The organism is Actinomyces howellii (assembly GCF_900637165.1).
Classification (GTDB): Bacteria; Actinomycetota; Actinomycetes; order Actinomycetales; family Actinomycetaceae; genus Actinomyces; species Actinomyces howellii.
Genome location: NZ_LR134350.1, coordinates 1,297,021 through 1,321,503, shown reverse-complemented (window position 1 = coordinate 1,321,503; position 24,483 = coordinate 1,297,021). Strand labels below are relative to the sequence as shown.

The 24,483-nt window shown below is 61.8% G+C and carries 17 protein-coding genes and 3 pseudogenes; 19 read left to right on the top strand and 1 reads right to left on the bottom strand.

All coding sequences use genetic code 11. The annotated features are described in order from the left end of the window. The first annotated feature begins 4 nt into the window (after positions 1–4). The 6 genes and pseudogenes from EL245_RS05595 to EL245_RS05570 all read left to right on the top strand — a co-directional run bounded on the left by EL245_RS05595 (position 5) and on the right by EL245_RS05570 (position 11,054). Positions 5–2,638: a lantibiotic dehydratase gene (locus EL245_RS05595; RefSeq protein WP_126382271.1), complete on the top strand. Its 2,634-nt coding sequence runs from the start codon at positions 5–7 to the stop codon at positions 2,636–2,638. Beyond that, positions 2,639–3,565, top strand: a complete 927-nt coding sequence (locus tag EL245_RS13990; protein WP_126382270.1) for a thiopeptide-type bacteriocin biosynthesis protein — start codon at positions 2,639–2,641, stop codon at positions 3,563–3,565. Between the two features lie 11 nt (positions 3,566–3,576). Continuing rightward, on the top strand, positions 3,577–4,641 hold the full coding sequence (locus EL245_RS05585) for a lantibiotic dehydratase C-terminal domain-containing protein (RefSeq protein ID WP_126382269.1): 1,065 nt from the start codon (positions 3,577–3,579) through the stop codon (positions 4,639–4,641). Positions 4,642–4,853: 212 nt separating this feature from the next. After that, a complete protein-coding gene (locus tag EL245_RS05580; protein WP_161512821.1) occupies positions 4,854–6,062 on the top strand; it encodes a SagB family peptide dehydrogenase in 1,209 nt (402 codons plus the stop codon). 1,615 nt (positions 6,063–7,677) lie between these two features. Beyond that, on the top strand, positions 7,678–9,615 hold the full coding sequence (locus EL245_RS05575; RefSeq protein ID WP_126382267.1) for a TOMM precursor leader peptide-binding protein: 1,938 nt from the start codon (positions 7,678–7,680) through the stop codon (positions 9,613–9,615). Between the two features lie 631 nt (positions 9,616–10,246). Further along, positions 10,247–11,054 (top strand): annotated as a pseudogene (locus tag EL245_RS05570) (transposase family protein). 155 nt (positions 11,055–11,209) lie between these two features. On the opposite strand, the pseudogene EL245_RS05565 reads toward EL245_RS05570, so the two are convergent. Continuing rightward, positions 11,210–12,173: pseudogene (locus EL245_RS05565) on the bottom strand (IS982 family transposase). A 463-nt stretch (positions 12,174–12,636) separates the two neighbouring features. Between EL245_RS05565 and rpsL the strand changes: the two are divergent. The 13 genes and pseudogenes from rpsL to rpsS all read left to right on the top strand — a co-directional run bounded on the left by rpsL (position 12,637) and on the right by rpsS (position 24,463). Then, entirely contained in the window at positions 12,637–13,011 is a 375-nt protein-coding gene (gene rpsL, locus EL245_RS05560) for a 30S ribosomal protein S12 (protein ID WP_126382266.1), read from the top strand. Then, positions 13,011–13,481 (top strand): 30S ribosomal protein S7, encoded by a 471-nt coding sequence (gene rpsG / locus EL245_RS05555; protein ID WP_126382265.1) that lies wholly within the window; start codon positions 13,011–13,013, stop codon positions 13,479–13,481. The genes rpsL and rpsG overlap by 1 nt, the downstream gene beginning before the upstream one ends. Before the next feature lie 96 nt (positions 13,482–13,577). Continuing rightward, entirely contained in the window at positions 13,578–15,713 is a 2,136-nt protein-coding gene (gene fusA / locus EL245_RS05550; RefSeq protein ID WP_126382264.1) for an elongation factor G, read from the top strand. Between the two features lie 188 nt (positions 15,714–15,901). After that, positions 15,902–17,092 (top strand): elongation factor Tu, encoded by a 1,191-nt coding sequence (gene tuf, locus EL245_RS05545; protein ID WP_126382263.1) that lies wholly within the window; start codon positions 15,902–15,904, stop codon positions 17,090–17,092. A 199-nt stretch (positions 17,093–17,291) separates the two neighbouring features. Beyond that, positions 17,292–18,185: pseudogene (locus tag EL245_RS13950) on the top strand (alpha/beta fold hydrolase); the annotation flags it as partial. 283 nt (positions 18,186–18,468) lie between these two features. Then, positions 18,469–18,948, top strand: a complete 480-nt coding sequence (locus EL245_RS13945; RefSeq protein ID WP_331852823.1) for an alpha/beta hydrolase — start codon at positions 18,469–18,471, stop codon at positions 18,946–18,948. A 138-nt stretch (positions 18,949–19,086) separates the two neighbouring features. Continuing rightward, complete coding sequence (locus EL245_RS05535; protein ID WP_126382262.1) at positions 19,087–20,634, top strand: hypothetical protein; 1,548 nt, start codon at positions 19,087–19,089, stop codon at positions 20,632–20,634. 743 nt (positions 20,635–21,377) lie between these two features. After that, positions 21,378–21,686 (top strand): 30S ribosomal protein S10, encoded by a 309-nt coding sequence (gene rpsJ, locus EL245_RS05530; protein WP_005987219.1) that lies wholly within the window; start codon positions 21,378–21,380, stop codon positions 21,684–21,686. Positions 21,687–21,697: 11 nt separating this feature from the next. After that, complete coding sequence (gene rplC / locus EL245_RS05525) at positions 21,698–22,363, top strand: 50S ribosomal protein L3 (protein ID WP_126382261.1); 666 nt, start codon at positions 21,698–21,700, stop codon at positions 22,361–22,363. A 4-nt stretch (positions 22,364–22,367) separates the two neighbouring features. Continuing rightward, positions 22,368–23,012, top strand: coding sequence for a 50S ribosomal protein L4 (gene rplD / locus EL245_RS05520; protein ID WP_126382260.1), 645 nt, complete (start codon positions 22,368–22,370; stop codon positions 23,010–23,012). After that, positions 23,009–23,314, top strand: coding sequence for a 50S ribosomal protein L23 (gene rplW / locus EL245_RS05515; protein ID WP_126382259.1), 306 nt, complete (start codon positions 23,009–23,011; stop codon positions 23,312–23,314). Before rplD ends, rplW begins: the two co-directional genes overlap by 4 nt. Positions 23,315–23,335: 21 nt before the next feature. Beyond that, positions 23,336–24,172 carry a 50S ribosomal protein L2 gene (gene rplB / locus EL245_RS05510; protein WP_126382258.1) on the top strand — a complete coding sequence of 279 codons (837 nt, stop codon included), beginning with the start codon at positions 23,336–23,338 and terminating at the stop codon, positions 24,170–24,172. Between the two features lie 12 nt (positions 24,173–24,184). Further along, positions 24,185–24,463 carry a 30S ribosomal protein S19 gene (gene rpsS, locus EL245_RS05505; protein ID WP_008729396.1) on the top strand — a complete coding sequence of 93 codons (279 nt, stop codon included), beginning with the start codon at positions 24,185–24,187 and terminating at the stop codon, positions 24,461–24,463. The last annotated feature ends 20 nt before the right edge of the window (positions 24,464–24,483 follow it).

The following is a 24,483-nucleotide window of genomic DNA, read 5'->3' as shown; positions in this document are numbered from 1 at the left end:
CAGAATGTATCTCCGCTTCAGCCCGCTAACTGCCATAAACATGCAAGAACTACAGTTCAAGCTGACGGTACAGTCAATGGCACGGTTGGACGATGTACGGAACCAACAAACGACAGTCTTATCCGCTCTTGACAAGGAACTATATCGAGTTATCGGGGAGTGCGAAGACGCGGAGGTCAAACATATTCTCGTTAGAATGAGGCGTGCAGTTCGTCATAAGGGAGCTACTCGAGACAAAGAATATGTTCGACACCTTCCGCACCTGTACGGACTATGCCTTGAACTAGAACGCCTCAACAATGCAGAGGCGCAATTGGTGGTTGAGACAGAGACATGCTTCCAGAATGACAAGCGATCAACCGGAAGTTATATGGAAAAACTAGCTCTACTGCCTCCTCTAATCAACGCGCTCGAATGGTCAGCCCCCTCCTTGGCGCAAGCGTTGCGGAGAACATCGAATGGCGAAAAGATGGATCCTTTGCGTAACGGAGTTCGGCATGATCGTCTTGCTAGATTCATCTATCGAGCGTTGACAAAAACGAGTCCGTACTCAACATTCACATTGTCTGCTCCCGTCAGTAACGATGGGGTACCGCTGTCATCAGTGCAGGACAGGGATATCTTCCTAGTTCGTCAGATAGATGGCCGGATACTAGCAGCCGTGATATCTGAAGTAATGGCGAGTACCGGCGAGAACTCAAAGTCGTATGTGCGTGTGAACCCTTCGTTAACAAGTCGCAAGTCCAAAGACTCCGGGTACATAGTGATCGGACCGCTTCCTAAGGAGCAAGTCCGCCTGCTTAAGTCAAGTCCGGTATTAGACGTTCTTCACGAGACTATGAGCGCAGAACCGATTCTGAGGTCGGACTTGATACCTCATGTTGCTCAGGGACTTGGGGTAGGCAGGAACGAAGCCGATCGGGTGATTACAGCAGCACTCACAGCTGGCGTGCTCCAGGTGGATCCTCCGATCACAGAAAACACCATTGCTCCAGTTGAAACTTTACGAGACTGGGTAGTTGGCCTTGTTGACGACAATCAGGCCGTTCCCTATCTCCGGGAACTGAATGCACTTACCCAGTTTCTAGCCAAGCCGGAGAAGATCACGGACGCACACTTGCCTAAACGCAATGACGGCCGAACTGCAGCAATACGAAGCACGGACAGAATCATAGAGTCTCTTGGTATCAATGAAATCGAGCAGTCTCTGCACGAGTCAAGTCAGGTTTCCTTGGCGGTTCGTTGTAGAACTCCAAATATGGCTGTCGCAAAAAATATCGCAGCGACATACGCATGGCTTTCGCTAGGAGATCCGGGGCTGCCTGGAAGACTTGCTCTCGGGCAGTATGCGAATGAGCGGATACCTGGAGAAGCTGTGTCATTAGTTGAGTTCTATTTTGACTATCAGACCTACCTTCGTAAAGCGGACAAAAATGATATCTCTTCGTATGCGTTCTGGTTTGCCCCTTCAATGCCTCAGCCTGAGAATCTTGCTCTATCAAAATCGGTTCCAACAGTACTGCATGAGCTAGCGAAATTCCGGCAGCATCAAAAAATGATCGTTGAGCACGCGAGTGATGAGGACAACATTCTTCGCATATCAGAAGCGACCGTCGAAAAGGAGCTTTCTAGCATACCGCGGCACATGATCTGTACGCAGGGCTGCACTGCATATATTCAGGATGTGGGCGATGACGTCGTCGACAAGTGGGTAATTAATGTGCTTCATGGCGGCAACGGCAGAGGACATGCGCGCTATGACTACCTGCGTACTCAGGTGCCTACTACCGACCAACAACTGTACCACTACCAAGAATATCGTAACGGTAATGAGGTCACGCGGCCAAAGAGAATGCATACCTCTGTCAGCGATCCTAATGCGGCGTACGCAGAGTATTCTGGATTGCATGGGTCTTCGTTGAACTTTAGGGCGCCTGTGCTAGACGCGGTCATAGACTATCCGTATACCGCTCTAGATGCCAGGGACCGTTCGATAATACCGATTTCGTCTATTGATGTCTGCCTCGATCGGCGGGATACGACTGTGTATCTATCTGATCGCCGCACCGGTCGGAAAGTTATTCCTGCTCATCTTGGAATGGCGGCAGACTACCAGCTCTCCCCGTTCGCACGTTTTATAGAAAGGTTCTTCGGTGAAACATTCCTAATGCACCCAAGTAATCCTCCGTTTGCGTCGTCCTTTGAGCTGAGCAGTCTAGGCGAGATTACGGAGGTACCACGTGTGGAAGTAGGGTCACTGATTGTAAGGCGCAAACGCTGGATTCTCCGAGCGGGCATCGTACGAGAAGATACGCAATGTACGTCCGAGGTTGAGCGTTGGCAGCATGTTCGGCGCTTCTTCTGGGAGCATGACTTGCCTCAGCGCGGCTACATGCGTGTGTGGCCCAGCTACCGCGAGAACGTCGCCAAGAGCGACAAATCCCGGAAGCCGATGTATTATGACTTAGATTCGTGGTGGACCGTGTGCCGTGTGCCAAGGTGGCTGGAAACAGATGGTTTCCTTGTGATTGACGAAGCAGTGCCTGACGTGTATACGACGGCGTCTCAGGATCGGTGTACTGAACTGGTGGCTGAGTATAGCTCATACTTTGATGACGATTCTCGGGAGGATGCATAGATGTATTCTGCAAACGAATCTGAAACAACCTGGCTGTCGGTCCACTTACGCTGCGACTCAAACATCGATGAATTCCTTACCGACATGCTGTTCCCTTTGGTTGATCGCGTAGAACATAGCCACTTTCTTGAAAGATACTTTTACCTCAGGCACTGGATGGCAGGTTCGCATGTTCGACTTAGGCTAAAGATGCCACCTAGTGATCACGAGGACGTTCTTGATCTCATTCTTGGAAGGACAACCACGTGGCTATCGGAGCGTCGACAGCAAGTGAATCCGTACGCCGAACAGTGGTACGAATATAACGCACCGGAACTTGCGATGAGGGAACATCAGACTGAGGTTCCTAAATGGCGAGAACATGGTTCAGTTTGGAACGAGCAATACGTTCCCGAAGTACAGAAGTATGGCAGCGGGGATACTCTTGCGGCATTCGAGAAGCAATTCTGTGCATCTACCGAACTAGCGAGAGCGGTTCTCGATCGAACGCACGTACGCGAACAGTTGCTGTCTTTTGCAAGTATGATTATCTACGTAACGTGGGCTAATCTAGGTCTTAGAATGGGTCCACCACATCAGGAGTATTCTATTCTGGTGAGGCGTTGGGAGCCACTTCGCCAGACTGATCCTTCTTGGCCAGTATATCGCTCGAAAGTGGATCCCTGCGAGTTCGCAAATCGTATGAACAATCGAACGGCGGGAGCTGCAGCGGCTCCAGAGAGCGGATGGTTATCTTCGCTCGAGGAGTTGACTCACACACTACGTACCGTCCCAGAGGTCGAACAGTCGCGGAATCAGTTGCTCGTCAATCGCGATCATTGCCTCCACCTGTTTTGTAATAGGCTAGGGCTGAGTCTCGAACAAGAAGCCTCAGCACGGCAACTCGCCTATTCTGCTGTTCAAAGCAGCGTACTTCAGTCGTATTGAAGGTTTGTCTCATGAGCACACTTCTCAGCCGTCAGTCTCCGTGGTACTACATAAACATGTACCGCTGGGATGCGGACTATTCTCTATTAGTGACCCAAGTGCTTGTTCCGCTAGAGGCAGAGTTTTCACTCGGGACGAGGTGGACGTGTTACTTTGAGACAGACTGGTATAGGGGCCCGCACTTGACATTGGCGCTGCGGAACGACGGAGCTTCTGAGCGCCAGCCTGAGGTAGTTTCGTCCGCCGTAAAGCGTTACATGAAGAAACTTCCAGCATCTCGCCCTACTAATCCGCACGACTACTTGGATCTCCATAGAAAGTTGTACAGATACGAAGATCGGCGAGGACATATCTTTCCATGGGTACACGACGGCTCCATCACGATCGGTGATATTAGACGGAGGGTGGAGCATGTTGGTGAAGGCGCTGCGTCTGTGATCGACCAGTTCTATGCCGATATGTTTGTGTCAGAACTGGCTATATTGCCTGCGGTCAACCTGAAGTCTCATTCGCTAGATCAATACTCGCTTGATGTACTGTTACAATGCGCTCTGCGCTTTTCAAACAGTGGACTGTCCGCAACTGCCCCGTCGTTCATGTCACATTCCCAAGGCTATCTTGCAGTTCAACCGAACACGACGTTGGCGGAGCGGTGGGAGCGTAACTTTTCTAGCTTTAAGGATCAGTTGATCAACTACGTCGATCAGGTTAGTAGAAACAACGACCCGGTACCGGGAACTGGCGATACGCCTGCAGTCGTCTTGCTGCTGCAGGAGTATTTTTCTCATGGCTCATATTTCGAGTCTTTTCGCCCGACTGGAAACTGGGCCACCGAGATATCGCAAGTGTCTGCATTTCATGAGGCATTGACAGGCAACGAAACCTGGGTCGAAGCGGTTAGCGATGACGATTGGTTTGCACGATATCGGATGGTTCTTAACCTAGTGTACCTCCACCTTGCCAAGATGGGCCTTAGCCCTCATCGTAGGTTCTATCTCTGTTACCTGCTGTCGCGCGCAGTCGAAGAGCTTAATGGTACAGACACTCTCAGTTACTTGGAAGGCGTCACAGAATGAGTATGAGCAGGAATGATGGAAGAGAGACGGAATCTATCTCCTCGCCGGACACTCTTGGCTGTCGCGCAAGGCTAATAGACGGTGTCTATGTGGTTAGGAATCATGAGCAGAACAATGTATCTTTGGTATGCTGGCCTCGGAAGTTTGAGCTAGGAACTGCCACAAACTCAGTCCTGCAACTACTCGCGGATCTCAGTGAATCGGGTGTTGTCGTGGATATCGAAACGTGGTATGAGGTCGAACTTGCTAGCTCATGCCATCAAGAAACTACGAACATATTGGCTCGTCTGATAGCCTATGGCTGGACGAAGATCGACGTGCCTGTGGGGGATCGTGGAATGCTGTGCTTGACTCCCCGAGAAGTTCCGGCTGCAACATTCTCGACGACGAACTATGAAAGTACCTGCACTCTATCGAAGTTCGCAGTGGTTACCCAGGAAGACCGAGAATGGACTATCGAGCTTCCGCATTCCTGGTGCGATGTCATGATTTCTGACATCGCGGTTGTCGACGCTATTCTTGAAGTCGGTGCATCGACCAGTGTAGTGGACCTATCTCATCGCATTCATCGGAGTCTTTTCATGTGGGCAGGTCTTTTAGTCGACCCGGCCAAAGAGGTCGCTACATTGATGTCCGCTCAATGGTCGCCTCATGAGCTATGGTTTCACTCGAAGACTAGGCGGTTCGGCCGGCAGCGTGACTATGGTGGCACTTTCTGGGCAGCAGATCGCTTCGATCCTCCGCCGTTTCAGCCGAAGCCCAGCGGTTCTTCGGACGTGGTCCAGTTGGATTCTTTCGACGAAGAGACAGCTCGTTTGTCGTTCGGAACTCTCTATGACGTCGCTGAGAGAAGGAAATCCCATCGTAAGCACGACGATGCGAACCCAATACACCGGCGCCAACTGAGCGAGTTTCTCTACCGCACGATGAGGGTGCGCGCTCTACATGTCGAAGACGGCTTTGAGTATGCTAACAAACCGTACCCTTCAGGAGGTTCTGCGTACGAGACAGAGACGTATCTTCTAGTGAGATTGGTTGAAGGTGTGCCGCCTGGTCTCTGGAGATATGATTCTCAAGCCCATGCCCTCGTGTGCGTCCGATCTGGTATTCGCAACGAACACGTACAGGCTCTGCTTCGAAGTGTCACAAAGTCGTCGACAGAAGACACTCAGCCGCAGGCAGTAGTATTTCTCGCTCCACGTTTTTCACGTATTATGTGGAAGTATGAGCAGATTGGATACTCAGTTATGGTTAAGAATGTTGGCGTCGTCATGGCGATGATGAGTCTGGTGGCTACCGACATGGGCCTCGCATGCTGTGCTATCGGGAGCGGTGATTCAGATTCGTTCAACAGGGCGATTGGTGTAGACCCCTTGGAGTGTAGTTCTGTAGGCGAGATGACTCTGGGAAGTTATGGGTGATACATGTGTCCAGGAACTCGTTATATTTGGCAAGTGCCGGCGATTCGACTTTTACGTTGAACAAGTCTGCTACTTACTTCGTTGACGGCAGTACGCTGCTTGTACTGTCACAGATGGGCCGGAAGACTGTAAGAGGCAGGGGCGTGGATACCGCGCTCGATCAACTTATGTCGATGGGTCTTAGCGAAGGTACTTTGTCTTTCGAATCGGCTCCTGAACCTGCTGAGGTGAGGCCGGGTGCTTTACGACAGTTTGCCGAGCAACTGGTGCTTGCTGGGTTGCTGGTACGTAACGACGGCCATTCGACCAGGAATAACAACGGTCCTACCTCAGTTGTGTTTGGCCGACACAGTTCGGGCTGTGGAGACGTGTTTGTTGATCTGCTTCAGAAGCATTTTCGTCAGCATTGTGGTGCGAGGGAAGTGCGCTACAGGCTTGTCTCTACATTGGAAAGTTTCGAGGGCTTTAGTATACAGGTCAACTATTCAGATGGGTCGCAGATCAAAGGCGTCGGCTATTTAAGCGACAACGACCTATGGATTGTTAGAACTTCGAACTCAAGTGTATCGTTAGAGCATCTTCAAAACGCCTCGCACTACTGCCGGGAGGACGGCAGGGTAGACGGAAATCGCGGGGACTCAGACCGCGTGATCGGTGCTTGGTCGTCGTGGTTGGCCAACTATTTCGTATATCGCCCACGTAGTCGCAGTACAAATGTATACGGTGTACCCGAATGCTGGCGCCTTCGAACTGATACGGAAATCAAGGCGGAGCGACACAACTTAGTGCAATTGTCGATAGATGCTTCGGATAACGCTGGGAACAGCGTGCGAGCACCGGCCGACCCGTTGTATCCGTATCTGATCGATCCCGTGACTAGTGCAATTGGTTCACCTCAGGAGACGAATCTGTCACAAGTGCCATTGTCTCTATCGAGTTGTCGTGTCCGGACGTCGAATAGCATCTGCGCATATTATGGTTATGGGTGGACATTAGACGAGTCGCGACGTTCGAGTATTGACGCTGCTCTTTCAGCTCTGGCGGCGCGTGCCCCAGAAGGTGGCGGCATCTATCCCATTGATCTTGAGCCCTCGGAGTTGTGTGACTTGAACACGTCTCAGACCATACAGCGAGCGGGATTTGTAAACTCTCGCTTGAACCGGATGGTGGAGTGGGATAACGAACTACTTCCTGAGGCACTGGTGGTCACGCTTTACGGGACCGACTTGATTGCGTATGCGCGTAGCCACTTGTACAGTACCACTCTACCCTCATCGATTGTTGGTGCCGATCTTCTTAGGTCGAGAGTATCCGAACTTGACATATACTTGCGATCGTATGGCAAACTAGCGATTGCTGTTATCGACGCTGGAACCAACTATTCAGTGGTGGCTGTGTCAGACGATGGTGCGCACGATGCGCTTGAGTTGTGTACTTTCAGGGCATTGTGTCTGAGACAGGCAATGAATGCAGGTATTTCCTTGACCCAGACTGGCGTGATTCCCAGGGAATCAGCCACGAGCGTAGCGGACTTTCCGAGGCATTCTATTCGTTCGTGGGACGTTGTGTATCGCTCGTATGGAGATTCTCCCTTTGCTTCGGTCCGAGTATATGAATGGCAGGCACAAGCATGATGCACGTAGATGACGCTATAGAGAACTACAAGTGGAGCGAGTGGCGTGATGCGTTGTCTACCCGACTTGCTAACGACCTCGAAGGGATTCAACTTGATCTTTCCCTGTCTTGGCGCTGCGAGATCGTGTCGGAGTGGAGCAACGTCTCCGAAGGAAGTCATCCCGACACTGAGTTGTATTTTCTCGTGAGAGCCATTCCAGGAGAGCTTCAGATTATGGCGTGGAGGCCTGGACATCCGGGATGTCCTGCATGCATAGCAAGCCGTCAAACTCTGGCCGATCCTAATGCTGACAGGTGGCGCGATCTCGAAAGTAGATGGATGACAGAGGATACGACAACGTTATTATCGAGTACCCACGCCGAGTTGGCCTGTTCTGTAACGATTGGTCTCATTAGAATCATTTGCGCTGATCTCGGACGCTACTGCAATGGAGTAGTACTTCGTGTAGCGACAGATGATTTTGCTGTCAGTCAGAACTCATTTCTGCCAGATCCATTGTGTCCCAACTGCTCACCAGTTCCGGATGATACAAAAGAGGCCGCGGTGCCCGACTTTTCTGGATTGGAGAAAACTACGCCAACGACCTATAGGCACGACACTCCTAAATTACTTCTCAAGAGGATCAAGCGAGCGTATGTCGATTCTCATTGCGGTATCATCCATGCTATGGAACGTGATCGTCAAGGCGGGATGGTGATAGCACTTGCGAAGATGAAGCTGCGACGGCACAACTGGGTCGAACCAGGATTCGGCCGATCTGATTCCTACGAGGTCAGTGAAGCGACAGCGATTCTCGAGGCAATTGAGAGATATGGTGGCGTTCAGCCGGGCGGAAAACGTACAGTAGTCGTCGGAAGTTTGGAGGAGCTGGCAAGTGTAGCGATTGACCCAAGGCATTTTGGTGTGCATCCCGACGAAACGTATGAGTCCGAGGAAAATTACTTTCATAAGTTCGACCCATCCGCTCGTTATCGCTGGGTGTGGGGATACTCTTTAACCCAAGACAGGGCGGTGCTCGTGCCTGAGTCGATCGCGTACTACTATATTTCGCACGACGAGTATCCAGGTCCCTTTGTTTACGAAGTTTCGAATGGATGTGCGGTCGGCACCTCTCTTGAGGAGAGTATATTTCACGCACTACTTGAAGTTATCGAAAGAGACGCCTTCCTTATGACTTGGTATCGACATCTAGAGTTGCCGAGAATCCGTATCGACAAAGACTCTTCAGGCGAGCTTTGGACGCGCATACGGCAAGTCGAGTTAGAGTCGGGTTATCGGATTGAGATGTATGACCAAACTATGGACAATCGGGTCCCTTCCGTGTTGGTGCGAGCGGTAGGTGAAGGTGGCGGCTCGATGCCAGCGCAAGTATTCGGTGCCGCGGCCCATCCCGTCCAGGCGCATGCGGCTATGAGCGCACTTGCAGAACTAGGGCCTTTTGTCCGACATCTGAAGGAGACATATGTTTCTTTTCAAGATAGGTCAGAAGCTATGGTAGACGATCCGTCACTTGTCGCGTCTATGGAGGATCACTCTAAGCTCTTTGCGTCGCCCAGGACATTGCCGTGGGTAGATTTTCTTGGGCGCGGGGATGTTGTTGAGTTAGCGGCGGAAACGGAGGATAATGTGCCTATTGACTTGAAGGGAAGTACGCTGGTGGATGACCTGAGAGCGCTTGTCGCTCGCTTTAGTGCTCTCCAGCAGGACGTAGTTTATGTAGATCAGACAACACCTGAGCACCGCGCAGGAGGATTAAGGTGCGTGAAGGTGTTGGTTACTGATAGTCTGACCATGACTTTCGGTGCCGCCTTCCGTAGAATCGATGGTTTGACGCGCATCGACCGGGTCCCAGACGCACTAGGCTTAGTAGCTGGTGCTAAGGCGGGAGAAGAACTCCGTCCGCATCCTTTTCCGTAGATCGCAAAGGAGTGTACATCGATGCGCTTTCTGGTTATCGCAGAATGGGATCTGACGCGCTATGACGTGTCAATCGAGGAACTTAGAGAGTGGGTTCGCGATGTGGCTTGCGAGGCATATAGGGGATATCCGGGTGTCTATTTGAAATGTTGGTACTCGAACCCTGAGAAAGAGCGCTGGGGTGCTGTCTACTTGGTATCGCGGTCGGACGCACTGGAGTACGACTCTCTTCCGCGCACAGTGGGCGATGCTACTGGGCCGATTGGACTGCCGCCGGATCGACTGGAATGGCATCTGCTAGAGTGCGCTGTTGCGGGAGGCGAGCGGCTTATGCAAGGAATGAGTCGGTCCGTTTGACAGGGAGAGAGCGGTAAGTCGATTGCGGTGGACATGAGAATCGGCTCGGGATAAGGTGTTGGTCGTTGCCGTGATGTGCCTAATGCAGGAGTCGGCACAGGCTGTCGGCTTTCGCCTGCATGTACTGAGCCTTTCTCGCCAGGGCTAAGGGGGGGCGGGTGCTGGGATCGTTGGGGTGGTGCGGGAAGGTGGGCGTGTTGTTGGTGGGTGCACGCGGAGCCTTCCGGCAGCGTGTGTCTCGACCAAGAGAACCAAGCCCGGAAAGAGGCTCCGCGTGCTGTCCTATCGTGCCACCCTCGACGTCCCCGTGACTACTGCCCGCACTGTCTCCCGCTGGATCGCCGCCCACCGCCGCCGCCATGATGTGCGGCCCTGGCAGCGGGCCGCCACCAGCCGGACCCAGGCGATCATGCTGCTGCGCTGGCTGATCGAGGCCCCGGCCGTGAGCGCCATAGTCCGCGACGCGAGGGTCTCGCCCGCTACGGCCTACCGGTACCTGCACGAGGCCCTGGACGTAGTGTCCTCAAAGGCACCGGACCTGCCCGAGGTGCTACGTGGCCTGAAGGACAAGGGCGTGCCGTTCGTGTGCCTGGACGGCACGCTGGTGCGTACCGACCGGGTCGCCGCACGTGACCCCGCTACCGGATACCACCTGTGGTACTCCGGTAAGCACAATGCCTTCGGCGGCAGCATCCAGGTCCTGACCGACCACACCGGCTACCCGGTGTGGACCTCACCGGTCGAGCCCGGCTCCACCCACGACATCACCGCCGCCCGTACCCATGTGCTGCCGGCCCTGTACCCGGCAGCCGCAGGCGGGACGCCCACGCTGGCCGACAAGGGATACGCGGGCGCCGGCATCGGTATTCGGTATTAAGACGCCCGTCAAGGGCTCCAATCCCGACACCGGGGCACGCTCCTACAACCAGGTCCAGGCCCACCTGCGAGCCCCGGCCGAGAGAGCCAACGCCCTGCTCAAGGGCTTCAAGGCCCTCAAACGAGTCACCCTCGACCCAGCCACCATCACCAAAATCACCGCCACCACCCTGGTCATCCTCAACCTAAACAACGGCCTCCTCTGACGAGAAAGGCTCAATCAGACACGTCTCCGCTCGACCCTCGGCTACCGCACCCCCAACGAGGTCGAAGGCGAGCACCCGAGCACCTAGGCCGCAGACAAGCGGCCTGACACACCGAAACGCACAGTCCGAAAAACACCCAGCACTCCAGGGTGGGGTTAGTGGTCGTAGGCGGTCAGTGAGCGCAGGACTGGTGCGCCGATGAGGTGGTTGTGCCAGATGGCTGCGGTCAGGGCGAGGACGCGTTGGGTGACTCGGGTGATCACGCCGGCTGGGGTGCGGCCCTTGTGGTGTTCCAGGTACAGCTGGTCCTTGAGGGTGTCGAAGACGGGCTCGATTCTCTGGCGCAGGGGTCCCAGCACGGCCTTGCCGGGTCTGGGGGCCTCGCCGCGCGCGGCGGGGCGCACCGAGGGCGCCGAAGAGGACGTTGAATGCCGCCATGGCCTCGCCGCGCGCGGCGGGGCGCACCAGGGTTACTCCCCATTGGTCGAGCTCGGTCTCCAGCTTCTTGGAGCGGTAGCCCTTGTCGGTCAGCAGGGCCTGCCCGCTGGTGGCGGGCAGGCGGGCCAGCATGTCGCGCAGGACCTCGCGCTCGTCGTCGGTGGGGCTGGTCAGCGCCCAGGTCACGGGCAGCCCGTCGGGGGTGGTGACCATGTGCAGGCGCAGGCCCCAGAACCACCGGGAGTGAGAGGCGCAGTACCCGTACCCGGCCCACCCTGCCAGGTCCGAGCGTCTGACCGTGGGGCGGGAGCGGGCGCACTCCACGGGCGTGGAGTCGGCCAGCCACAGGTCCTCGCTCCAGGTGCTGGTGGACCTGGCCAGCGTGCTGATCAGCCAGGCCATGGTGGCCTGGAGGGCGCGCAGGCGCTTGTTCCACCCCGACTGGCCGGGAATGCGGGGGAACATGCCTGACAGGTGCTTGCGGGCGTGGCGCAGCCAGCGCCGCTCGCTGGCATGGCCCAGCAGGGCCTGCATCACCGCCAGGGTGATGACCTCGGCGTCCGTGACGGCCGGGGCGATGCCCACCTCGGGGCGCTGGGGCGCCACCTCGGGGTGGGCCTTCAGCAGGTCATCGACGGTGACGTACAGTGAGGTCGCGAGGGTCTCCAGGTCGGTGTCCATGACGAGTCTCCAATCCAGGACTCGGAACTGGTACTTAGCAGCACCGATCCTGCGGGACCCTCGCCCCCTGACCCAGCCCCCACACCGAGACCCCACCCCTTGGAATCAATCATCTAGGGCGGTCGAGCGGACCCGTGCGTGTGTCGAGTGCCACGGCCCGGGCGTGCGCCAGGCCCTTGGTTGGCGACATATCCAGCCTGTAGGCTCACCTGTGGTGCCCGTAGACGGGTCGCCGTTCTCCATCTCCGTTCCCAGCTGGCCGGACGCAGTCCCGGCTCGTGACGCGGGTCTGCCGCGGCGGGAACCGACGGGCCCCTCCACGGGGCTCCGGGCGCAGCGCCCCGGCTCGGCCGGTGGCGGGCGGGCCGGCCCTCATCCGTGGCGGAGCGCGCCGTCACGACGGGGCGGCGCCGGCCCACGGGCAGCGAACCACTCAGACGCACTTCACAATGGAGAACCAGTAGTGCCCACGATTCAGCAGCTCGTCCGCAAGGGCCGCTCCTCGAAGCGCACGTCGTCCAAGACGCCGGCGCTCAGGACCAGCCCGCAGCGTCGTGGTGTGTGCACCCGCGTGTACACCACGACCCCCAAGAAGCCGAACTCCGCTCTGCGCAAGGTCGCCCGCGTGCGCCTGTCCACCGGTATCGAGGTCACGGCCTACATCCCCGGAGAGGGCCACAACCTCCAGGAGCACTCCATCGTGCTCGTCCGCGGCGGCCGTGTGCGCGACCTCCCCGGTGTCCGCTACCACATCGTCCGCGGCGCCCTCGACACCCAGGGTGTCAAGGGCCGCCAGCAGGCCCGCTCGAAGTACGGCGCGAAGAAGGAGAAGAAGTAATGCCCCGTAAGGGTCCCGCTCCCAAGCGCCCCCTCGTCGTCGACCCCGTCTACGGGTCGCCGGTGGTCACCCAGCTCGTCAACCGCGTCCTGCTCGACGGCAAGAAGTCGACCGCCGAGCGCATCGTCTACGGCGCTCTCGAGGGCGTGCGGTCCAAGACCGACCAGGACCCGGTGGCCGTGCTCAAGCGCGCCCTGGACAACATCCGCCCCGCCTTGGAGGTCCGCTCCCGCCGCGTCGGCGGCGCCACCTACCAGGTCCCGGTCGAGGTCCGTCCCAACCGGGCCACGACTCTCGCCCTGCGCTGGCTCGTCGACTTCTCCCGCCAGCGTCGGGAGAACACGATGACCGAGCGGCTCATGAACGAGATCCTCGACGCCTCCAACGGCCTGGGCGCCGCCGTCAAGCGTCGCGAGGACATGCACCGGATGGCCGAGTCGAACAAGGCCTTCGCCCACTACCGCTGGTGACCGGCGGCACGTCGGTCGGGACCGTTCGCCCGGCCCCGACCGACGTCCCCGGGCCCGCCTGACCTCCCCCACCTCACGACACGAAGGACTTCACTAGTGGCACTCGACGTGCTGACCGACCTGACCAAGGTCCGCAACATCGGCATCATGGCCCACATCGACGCCGGCAAGACCACCGTGACCGAGCGCATCCTGTTCTACACGGGCATCAACTACAAGCTCGGCGAGACCCACGACGGCGCCTCGACGATGGACTGGATGGTCCAGGAGCAGGAGCGCGGCATCACGATCACCTCCGCCGCGACGACCTGCTTCTGGAAGAACAACCAGATCAACATCATCGACACCCCCGGCCACGTCGACTTCACCGTCGAGGTCGAGCGCTCCCTGCGCGTCCTCGACGGGGCCGTCGCGGTCTTCGACGGCAAGGAGGGCGTCGAGCCCCAGTCCGAGACGGTGTGGCGCCAGGCGGACAAGTACAACGTCCCGCGCGTGTGCTACATCAACAAGATGGACAAGCTCGGAGCCAACTTCGACTTCTCCGTCCAGACGATCCGCGACCGTCTCCACGCCACCCCGCTCGTCATCAACTTCCCGATCGGCGCCGAGAACGAGTTCTCCGGCCTCGTCGACGTCATCGAGATGCGCGCCATCCGCTTCCCCGAGAAGGACGCCGACGGCAACGACACCCGCGGCTCGGTCGTCGAGTACGAGGAGATCCCCGCCGAGCTCGTCGCCAAGGCCGAGGAGCTGCGCGCCGAGCTCGTCGAGGCCGTCGCCGAGACCGACGACGCCCTCATGGAGAAGTACCTCGAGGGGGAGGAGCTGAGCGTCGCCGAGATCAAGGCAGGCATCCGCACGCTCACCGTCGCCGGCGAGGCCTTCCCGGTCCTGGCCGGTTCGGCCTTCAAGAACAAGGGCATCCAGCCCGTGCTCGACGCGGTCCTGGACTACCTGCCCTCCCCGCTGGACGTCACCGACGTCGAGGGCCACGTCCCGGGCCACGAGGAGGAGGTCCTCACCCGCAAGGCCGACGAGAACGAGCCCTTCTCGGCCCTGGCCTTCAAGGTCGCCACCCACCCCTTCTACGGCAAGCTCGTCTACGTGCGGGTGTACTCCGGCAAGGTCGCCCAGGGCGAGGTCGTGGCCAACGCGACCAAGGGCAAGAAGGAGCGCATCGGAAAGCTCTTCCAGATGCACTCCAACAAGGAGAACCCGGTCGACGTGGCGCACGCCGGCCACATCTACGCCTTCATCGGCCTCAAGGACGTCACCACCGGTGACACCCTGTGTGCCCAGGGCTCGCCGATCATCCTGGAGTCGATGACCTTCCCGGACCCGGTCATCCACGTGGCCATCGAGCCCAAGACCAAGGGGGACCAGGAGAAGCTGGGCACCGCCATCCAGAAGCTCTCCGAGGAGGACCCGACCTTCACGGTCCGCCTCGACGAGGAGACCGGCCAGACGGTCATCGGCGGGATGGGTGAGCTCCACCTCGACGTCTTCGTCGACCGCATGCGCCGCGAGTTCAAGGTCGAGGCCAATGTCGGCAACCCGATGGTCGCCTACCGGGAGACCATCCGCAAGAAGGTCGACAAGGTCGAGTACACCCACAAGAAGCAGACCGGTGGCTCGGGCCAGTTCGCCAAGGTGCTCATGTCCTTCGAGCCCCTCGAGGAGACCGAGGCCGCCGAGGGCGAGGCGAGGTCCCACTACGAGTTCGTCAACTCGGTGACCGGTGGCCGCGTCCCGCGCGAGTACATCCCCAGCGTCGACGCGGGTGTCCAGGACGCCATGCTCACCGGTGTCCTGGCGGGCTACCCGGTGGTCGACGTCAAGGCGACCCTCATCGACGGCGGCTACCACGAGGTCGACTCCTCCGAGATGGCCTTCAAGATCGCCGGCTCGATGGCCTTCAAGGAGGGCGCCAAGAAGGCCTCCCCGGTCCTCCTCGAGCCGGTCATGGCCGTCGAGGTGCGCACCCCCGAGGAGTACATGGGCGACGTCATCGGCGACATCAACTCCCGCCGGGGGATGATCCAGTCGATGGAGGACGCCGTGGGCGTCAAGGTCATCAAGGCGGCGGTGCCGCTGTCCGAGATGTTCGGCTACGTCGGCGACCTGCGCTCCAAGACCCAGGGCCGCGCGGTGTACTCGATGACCTTCGACTCCTACGCCGAGGTGCCCAAGAACGTGGCCGACGAGATCATCGCCAAGGCCAAGGGCGAGTGACCCGACCGGTCCCGGGGACCGGGACAGATCGTCCCGGTCCCCGGGACGCCCGGGAGGCACTGGCCCCCGGGTCTCGATCCAGTTAGATTTCCAACAACCCATCAGTAGAGACTCTCCGCACGGAGACGGCTAGCATGTGCTAGTCGAATCACGACGAAGAGCACTACCCGAGTCCCAGGAGGACACAAGTGGCCAAGGCCAAGTTCGAGCGGACCAAGCCGCACGTCAACATCGGAACGATCGGTCACGTCGACCACGGCAAGACGACGCTGACCGCCGCGATCTCCAAGGTCCTGCACGACGAGTACCCGGACCTCAACCCCTTCACCCCCTTCGACGAGATCGACAAGGCTCCCGAGGAGCGCCAGCGCGGCATCACGATCAACATCGCGCACGTCGAGTACCAGACTGACAAGCGTCACTACGCTCACGTCGACGCTCCTGGTCACGCCGACTACATCAAGAACATGATCACCGGTGCCGCCCAGATGGACGGCGCGATCCTCGTCGTGGCCGCCACCGACGGCCCGATGGCCCAGACCCGCGAGCACGTCCTGCTCGCCCGCCAGGTCGGCGTCCCGGTCCTGCTCGTGGCCCTCAACAAGGCCGACATGGTCGAGGACGAGGAGCTCCTCGACCTGGTCGAGATGGAGGTGCGTGAGCTGCTGTCCTCCCAGGAGTACGACGGCGACGAGGCCCCGGTCGTCCGCGTCTCGGCGCTCAAGGCCCTCGAGGGCGACGCCGAGTGGGCGGGCAAGATCAAGGAGCTCATGGACGCGGTCGACGAGTACATCCCGACCCCCGAGCGCGACATGGACAAGCCCTTCCTCATGCCCATCGAGGACGTCTTCACCATCTCCGGCCGCGGCACCGTCGTGACCGGTCGTGTCGAGCGCGGCAAGCTGCCCATCAACTCCGAGGTCGAGGTCCTGGGTATCCGCGAGGCCCAGAAGACCACGGTCACCAGCATCGAGATGTTCCACAAGCAGATGGACGAGGCTTGGGCGGGCGAGAACTGCGCGCTTCTTCTTCGTGGCACCAAGCGCGACGACGTCGAGCGAGGCCAGGTGGTCTGCAAGCCCGGCTCCATCACCCCGCACACCGAGTTCGAGGGCCACGTCTACATCCTCACCAAGGACGAGGGCGGCCGCCACAACCCGTTCTACTCGAACTACCGTCCGCAGTTCTACTTCCGGACCACCGACGTCACCGGCGTCATCACCCTGCCCGAGGGCACCGAGATGGTCATGCCCGGCGACACCACCGAGATGACCGTCGAGCTCATCCAGCCCATCGCCATGGAGGAGGGCCTCGGCTTCGCCATCCGCGAGGGTGGCCGCACCGTCGGCTCCGGCCGCGTCACCAAGATCCTCAAGTGACGACGCTGCGACGCCGGTAGCACGCACCGCACCGCGAACGACTGTCCCCCGGACCCGCACACGGGTCCGGGGGACAGTTGTTCGCGGCGTCGATGAGTCTTGAGGCAGAGGCGCGTCCTCCTGAGGGACGACTCCGCGGCGACGAAAGATCATACGTCCTGCCAATAGGTGGTGCAGACGTCGGACATACGCTTCTCGCATGCCAGCTATGAACCGTGCTACGCGCACCCTCAGCATCGTCACCGCCACGGCGTGCCTGCTCCTGTCGTCCTGCACCGCCGGGACCACCACCTCGGCCCCGTCCTCCGCCGTCCCCGTGGACGCACCGAGCGCCCCTCCGGTCCCCGCTGGGCTGGAGAGCTACTACTCGCAGAAGGTCGACTGGGCCCCGTGCGAGGACGACGCCTCCTTCGAGTGCGCCACGGTCACGGTGCCCCTGGACTACGACGACCCCTCCGGGCAGACCATCGACCTGGCCCTCAAGAAGCTGCCCTCGACCTCCGGCAACCCCATCGGCACCCTCCTGACCAATCCCGGCGGTCCCGGCGGGAGCGGCGTGGACTACGTGTCGCAGGAGGGCGTCTTCTCCGACGCCCTCCGGTCGGCGTACGACATCATCGGGTTCGATCCGCGAGGCGTCGGCAAGTCCACGCCCCTGACCTGCCTGAGCCCGCAGGAGATCAGCGACACCGTCGCCGCCGAGCTCGAGGCCTCCGGGGCCGGTGCCGCCCAGGACCCGGCGGACGCCGCGCAGACCGAGGAGCCCAGTGAGGTCGCCGGTGAGGAGACGGCCGACTCCACCGAGCAGACGGCGGCCGAGCTCGCCTCGAAGTGCGAGCAGAACTCCCCTGTCCCGGGCATCATCGACCACATGGACACCGCCTCGGTGGCGCGTGACATGGACGTCCTGCGGGGCCTGTCCGGAGACAACCGTCTGTACTACCTCGGCGTCTCCTACGGGACGTACCTGGGAGCGCGCTACGCCGAGATGTTCCCCTCCCACGTCGGCCGGATGGTGCTCGACAGCGCCCAGGACCCCTCTCGTGAGAACGCCGAGAACGTCGTCGAGCAGGCCGAGGCCATCGAGAGGAGCCTGCACGCCTACGTCGAGCACTGCCAGTCCGGAAAGGACTGCCCGCTCACCGGGGACACCGAGGCCGGAGTGGCGCAGATCAAGGAGCTCATCGACAAGGCGAGCACCAGCCCGCTGCCGGTCACGATCGGGCAGCCGGTGGACGGAGCCACGCTGACCAGGGCACTCATCGACCTCATGTACGACAACAGCGTCTGGGACCTGCTGACCGGCGCCCTGCGGCAGGCCATCAGGGACAACGACGGCACGGGCCTGGCGGTCCTGGCCGACCCCGACCTGCTTGATGACACGACGGATCCCCAGGAGCTCGCGGAGCAGGAGGCGGCTGAGACCGCCAACGAGAACGCCATCAGCGCCGTCGACTGCCTCGACTACCCGGTGCGCGGGGACAGCGCCCAGTGGGAGGCCCAGGCCGAGCGGATCAAGGAGGTCGCTCCCACCCTGGGTACCGGACTGGCCTTCCCCGACGCGTTCTGCCAGGGGTGGGGGCACCACGGCGACCACGAGCCCGGCCAGATCAGGGCCACGGGGGCCGCTCCGATCCTCGTCATCGGCATCACCGGCGACCCCCTACCAGTGGGCGCAGGCTCTCGCCTCTCAGCTCGACTCGGCCCGCCTCGTCACCGTCGAGGGCCACGGGCACGGCGCCTACGGGCGCAAGGGCGAGTGCGTGGACAACGCAGTCGACCGCTACCTGCTGCGCGGCGAGCTGCCGGACAGCGACCTGACCTGCACGGAGGAGGTCGAGCAGGTCGGGGCCTGACTGCCCCGGCGAGACCGGCCGCCGGGACGTCGGAGCCGTCATGACGCCGCGTCGGCCCGTCGTCGTGCGAAACGGCTCGCACTTACTCGCACGCACCCACGCACCCCATGACACACCGCAACGATGAAGGAGAAGACCATGACACGCACTGACCTCCTGTCCACGCAGCTCACGCGGCGCACCGCCGTGACAGCGGCGGCGGCGGCCCTCCTGCTGCCCCTGAGCGCCTGCGGCGCGAGCGGGGACGCCGGCGCCGACGGACAGGCCTCGCCGACCCCGTCGCCCGGCACGGGGGAGGGCAACCCGCTGGACGGGTTCCTGGCGGGGCCACCGGAGCTGACCGATGAGCAGTACGAGACGATGGTCGAGGGCGTCGCCGCCTGGGTCGCGCGCGCGTGGCCGCTCATGGGGACAGTGTGGCCGGGGGCCGACTACACGCGCCACCGGATCGTGGCCATGAAGGTCGACGAGGAGCACCGGGCGGCACGCGCGTGGGTGATCTCCACCGAGGGCCATCGTGAGCTCACGGCCGAGGAGTACGCGGGCATCGAGCCGCCCACCTCCTACGGCAAGATCACCTTCGAGGGCAACCCGTCCATCACCCTCAACCTCGGCCAGGCCGCGTCCGTCGGCGGCGTGAGGGCGGGTGAGCAGGACGAGGGGGAGCAGGGCGCCGCTCCCGCGGGGTCGGCGCCGCAGGTCAGCGCCACCGGGGCGTCCCAGACGACCGCCGACCTTCAGGACCCGGCCACCTACGCCTTCGCCCTCATGACCCACGAGCTCGTTCACTTCTACTACCAGGACGAGATCGACTTCACCGCGTCGTCCAGCAGGGACACCCCCTACCCCTTCGACGCCCGGCCGCGGCTCCTTCGACGCATGATGCTCCACCGTCTGCGTCAGGCGGTCCTGGACGCCGACACACGCTCGCAGCACCTGGGGCGCGCGCGCTACTGGTTCGACTCCTGGACGAGCGAGTACGCCCAGGAGGCCACGGACATCCACACCTACGACATCGCCGAGGGCGTCGCCCGGTACGTCGAGTACATGGCCCTGACGATCGGTGCCGACCAGTCCGAGGAGGAGCTGCGGGCGCGGCAGGCACCGCTGTACGAGGGCGAGGTCCTCGACGTCTCGGTCGACTCCGAGTCCTACGCGCTGGGATTCATCACCGGTGTGCTGCTCGACTCCGTCGTCCCCGGGTGGAAGGACGGGTTCTACGCCGGTGGCACGACCCTGGTCGAGCTCCTCCTGGAGGGCGTCACCGCGGTCGCCGACGAGGCGGACCCGGACGTCAGCAGCCAGCTGGAGGACCTGGTGAGGGAGTACGAGGCCCAGGTGGGGCCGGACGTCACCACGATCGACGAGGCGGAGGCCGACACCTCGGTCGCCTACCTGCGCTGCCTGAGGTACAGCGAGATCGGCTACGGCGGCTCGTACGTCCACGGCGACAAGGTCGTGCTCACCACGACCATCCTCGTGCTCAGCGGTGAGGGGCAGGACCTGCAGGTGCTGGGCGCCCCGTCCTTCACCGACAACGACCGCGAGGTGGTGACCATCCCCCTGGTCGGTGTGAGCCACCGCTACGAGAACGGCGTGCTGACCGTCACCGGCGACACGATCAGCGGGACCGTGCCAGCGCAGAGGAGCGAGGAGAGCGGACGGGAGGTCTTCGTCGTCAGCTAGTCCCGCTCTCCCCACGGGCCCCGGCACGCTCCTTGGAGGAGCGTGCCGGGGCCCTGCTCGTGCCCGTGAGGGGACGGGCGCGGGCAACCTGGCAGGCGGGCCGACGGCCTGCGGCGTCCGGGCCGTCGGCACCCCGACGGCGGGCTCCGTCACCTTCCTCCACCTCAGCTCGACGATCTACAGCGAGAGCCGGTCGAACCCTCGTTTCCCGACGACGTCCCCGAAGCACCGCTTCGACCACCTCGGTCAGGTCGCGGCGCGGACGCCCACCGTCACGGCCTGCACGGGGTCGTCGCCGGCCGGGACGGACCTGGCCAGGGTGCCCTTCGCCGCCGAGGACCTCAACGGGGCGGGGGGCCTGGTGGCTCAGTGACGACGGCACGAGGATCGTCGGCCCTCTCACGCCGGTGGGAAAGGGCTGAGCGCCGCGGTCGCGGCCGCGCCCCACCCGGGCGACACGCCCGAGCGCGTGGACCGGGTGGGCGGTCTCACAGCCCCGGTTGCCCTCCTCGGCTTCCCGCCCGCGCGGCACGCTGATAGCGTTGGCTGGCCGGCGCGCGCGAGCGTGCCAGCCACCTCCCGGGGTCGACCCGGGAACCAGTCTGACGGACCCGGTGCCCACCGGGCTTCCGTGTGTCCAGACCGGTCCCTCATTCTCAACAGTGAGTGCGTGTGTGCCTGTCGCCCAAGCGACACGCCCGAGCGCGTGGACCGGTCACCGAAAGCAAGAGAGGTTAGGCGCCATGGCGGGACAGAAGATCCGCATCCGGCTCAAGTCCTACGACCACGAGGTCATCGACAGCTCGGCGCGCAAGATCGTCGACGTGGTGACCCGCGCAGGTGCGACGGTCGTGGGCCCCGTGCCGCTGCCGACCGAGAAGAACGTGTTCTGCGTCATCCGGTCGCCGCACAAGTACAAGGACAGCCGCGAGCACTTTGAGATGCGTACGCACAAGCGGCTGATCGACATCATCGACCCGACGCCCAAGGCCGTCGACTCGCTTATGCGCCTCGACCTGCCGGCCGACGTCAACATCGAGATCAAGCTCTGAGGACTGAAGCCATGACTACGCTTAACAAGCCGGCTGCCGCCGCGCCTGCCAAGGCGCTGCTCGGCACGAAGCTCGGCATGACGCAGATCTGGGACGAGGACGGCGTCCTGCGCCCCGTCACGGTCGTGCGCGTCGACACCAACGTCGTCACCCAGATCCGCACTCTCGAGAACGACGGCTACGAGGCCGTGCAGCTCGCCTTCGGCGAGATCGACGAGCGCAAGGTGACCAAGCCGCTGGCCGGGCACTTCGCCAAGGCGGGGGTCGCTCCTCGCCGCCACGTCGCGGAGATCCGCACCTCGGCGGGGGACCTCACCCCCGGCCAGGAGCTGACGGCGGACCTCTTCGAGGTCGGCCAGCTCGTCGACGTCACCGGGACCTCGAAGGGCAAGGGCTTCGCCGGCGTCATGAAGCGCCACGGCTTCAAGGGCGTCTCGGCCTCCCACGGCGCGCACCGCAATCACCGCAAGCCCGGCTCGGTCGGCGCCTGCGCCACCCCCGGCCGCATCTTCAAGGGGCTGCGCATGGCCGGCCGGATGGGCCACGCCACCACCACCGTCCAGAACCTCAAGGTCCGGGGCGTCGACGCCGACAAGGGCGTGATCCTGGTCAACGGTGCCATCCCCGGCCCCAAGGGCTCGGTCGTCGTCGTCCGCACCGCCGTGAAGGGAGCCTGACACCATGACCGAGGCACGTTCCGTCGACATCGTCGACTCCACCGGCGCCAAGACCGGCACCGTCGAGCTCCCCGCTGAGATCTTCGACGTCGAGACCAACATCCCCCTCATGCACCAGGTGGTCGTCGCCCAGCTGGCCGCGGCCCGCCAGGGCACGCACGCCACGAAGACGCGCGGCGCCGTGCGCGGCGGCGGGCGCAAGCCCTACCGCCAGAAGGGCACCGGCCGCGCCCGGCAGGGCTCGACCCGCGCCCCCCAGTTCGCCGGCGGCGGTACCGTGCACGGCCCCCAGCCGCGCGACTACTCCCAGCGGACCCCCAAGAAGATGAAGGCCGCCGCCCTGCGCTCGGCCCTGTCCGACCGCGCCCGCAACGGCCGGGTCCACGTCATCACCGAGTTCGTCACCACCGAGAAGCCCTCGACCAAGTCGGCCCTCGCCGCCCTGCGCACGATCACCGACCGCAGGGCCCTGGTCGTGGCCACCCGCTCCGACGAGCTCACCGCGCTCAGCCTGCGCAACGCCCCCGAGGCGCACGTGCTCTGGGCCGACCAGCTCAACACCTACGACGTCCTGCTCAACGACGACGTCGTCTTCACCGCCGCCGCCCTGGACTCCTTCCTCGGCGCGGCCAAGGAGGAGTCCAAGTGAGCCTCGAGAAGTCCAAGAACCCCCGCGACGTCATCATCGCGCCGGTGGTCTCCGAGAAGTCCTACGCCTGCATGGACCGTGGCCAGTACACGTTCATCGTCGCGCCGGGCTCGAACAAGACCGAGATCAAGCAGGCCGTCGAGGCCATCTTCAACGTCAAGGTCGAGTCGGTCAACACGATCAACCGCAAGGGCAAGACCCGCCGCACCCGGACCGGGATCGGCAAGTCCAAGGACACCAAGCGGGCGATCGTCACCCTGCGCGAGGGCACCATCGACATCTTCGGCGACGTGGCGAACTGACACGGAAGGTAAAGGATCGACATGGGAATCCGTAAGTACAAGCCGACGACGCCGGGTCGCCGCGGCTCCTCCGTGGCCGACTTCGTCGAGATCACGCGCAGCGAGCCCGAGAAGTCCCTCGTGCGTCCGCTGAGCAAGTCCGGCGGCCGCAACAACAACGGCCGCGTGACCACCCGCCACAAGGGCGGTGGCCACAAGCGCGCCTACCGCGTCATCGACTTCCGCCGTCACGACAAGGACGGCGTCCCGGCCAAGGTCGCGCACATCGAGTACGACCCCAACCGCACGGCCCGCATCGCCCTCCTGCACTACGCGGACGGCGAGAAGCGCTACATCATCGCCCCGAACAAGCTGAACCAGGGCGACGTCGTCGAGGCCGGGCCCGGTGCCGACATCAAGCCCGGCAACAACCTGCCGCTGCGCAACATCCCGACCGGTACGGTCGTCCACGCGGTCGAGCTGCGCCCCGGTGGAGGCGCCAAGATCGCCCGCTCTGCGGGCACCTCGGTCCAGCTCGTCGCCAAGGAGGGCAAGTACGCCCAGCTGCGCATGCCCTCCGGCGAGGTGCGCAACGTCGAGATCGCCTGCCGCGCGACGGTGGGCGAGGTCGGCAACGCCGAGCAGTCCAACATCAACTGGGGCAAGGCCGGCCGGATGCGGTGGAAGGGCGTGCGCCCGACCGTCCGCGGTGTCGTCATGAACCCGGTCGACCACCCGCACGGTGGTGGTGAGGGCCGCACCTCCGGAGGCCGTCACCCCGTGTCCCCGTGGGGCAAGCCCGAGGGCCGTACCCGTCGTCCCAACAAGTCCAGCGACCGCCTCATCGTGCGTCGTCGTCGGACCGGCAAGAAGCGCTGATAGGAGCCTGAGATGCCGCGCAGCCTGAAGAAGGGCCCCTTCGTCGACGACCACCTCCAGAAGAAGGTGGACGCTCAGAACGAGAAGGGCACGAAGAACGTCATCAAGACCTGGTCCCGCCGTTCGGTCATCACGCCGGACTTCCTCGGACACACCTTCGCCGTCCACGACGGGCGCAAGCACGTCCCGGTCTTCGTCACCGAGTCCATGGTGGGCCACAAGCTCGGCGAGTTCGCCCCGACCCGCACCTTCCGCGGGCACGTCAAGGACGACCGCAAGTCGCGTCGCTGACGGACTCCGGAAAGTTTGAG

What these genes read in the sequence shown, in the direction of transcription:
- EL245_RS05595 (WP_126382271.1), top strand. Translation starts at nt 5, where the DNA reads ATGTATCTCCGCTTCAGCCCGCTAACTGCCATAAACATGCAAGAACTA.
- EL245_RS13990 (WP_126382270.1), top strand. Translation starts at nt 2,639, where the DNA reads ATGTATTCTGCAAACGAATCTGAAACAACCTGGCTGTCGGTCCACTTA.
- EL245_RS05585 (WP_126382269.1), top strand. Translation starts at nt 3,577, where the DNA reads ATGAGCACACTTCTCAGCCGTCAGTCTCCGTGGTACTACATAAACATG.
- EL245_RS05575 (WP_126382267.1), top strand. Translation starts at nt 7,678, where the DNA reads ATGGCAGGCACAAGCATGATGCACGTAGATGACGCTATAGAGAACTAC.
- rpsG (WP_126382265.1), top strand. Translation starts at nt 13,011, where the DNA reads ATGCCCCGTAAGGGTCCCGCTCCCAAGCGCCCCCTCGTCGTCGACCCC.
- EL245_RS13945 (WP_331852823.1), top strand. Translation starts at nt 18,469, where the DNA reads ATGACACGACGGATCCCCAGGAGCTCGCGGAGCAGGAGGCGGCTGAGA.
- EL245_RS05535 (WP_126382262.1), top strand. Translation starts at nt 19,087, where the DNA reads ATGACACGCACTGACCTCCTGTCCACGCAGCTCACGCGGCGCACCGCC.
- rpsJ (WP_005987219.1), top strand. Translation starts at nt 21,378, where the DNA reads ATGGCGGGACAGAAGATCCGCATCCGGCTCAAGTCCTACGACCACGAG.
- rplC (WP_126382261.1), top strand. Translation starts at nt 21,698, where the DNA reads ATGACTACGCTTAACAAGCCGGCTGCCGCCGCGCCTGCCAAGGCGCTG.
- rplD (WP_126382260.1), top strand. Translation starts at nt 22,368, where the DNA reads ATGACCGAGGCACGTTCCGTCGACATCGTCGACTCCACCGGCGCCAAG.
- rplB (WP_126382258.1), top strand. Translation starts at nt 23,336, where the DNA reads ATGGGAATCCGTAAGTACAAGCCGACGACGCCGGGTCGCCGCGGCTCC.
- rpsS (WP_008729396.1), top strand. Translation starts at nt 24,185, where the DNA reads ATGCCGCGCAGCCTGAAGAAGGGCCCCTTCGTCGACGACCACCTCCAG.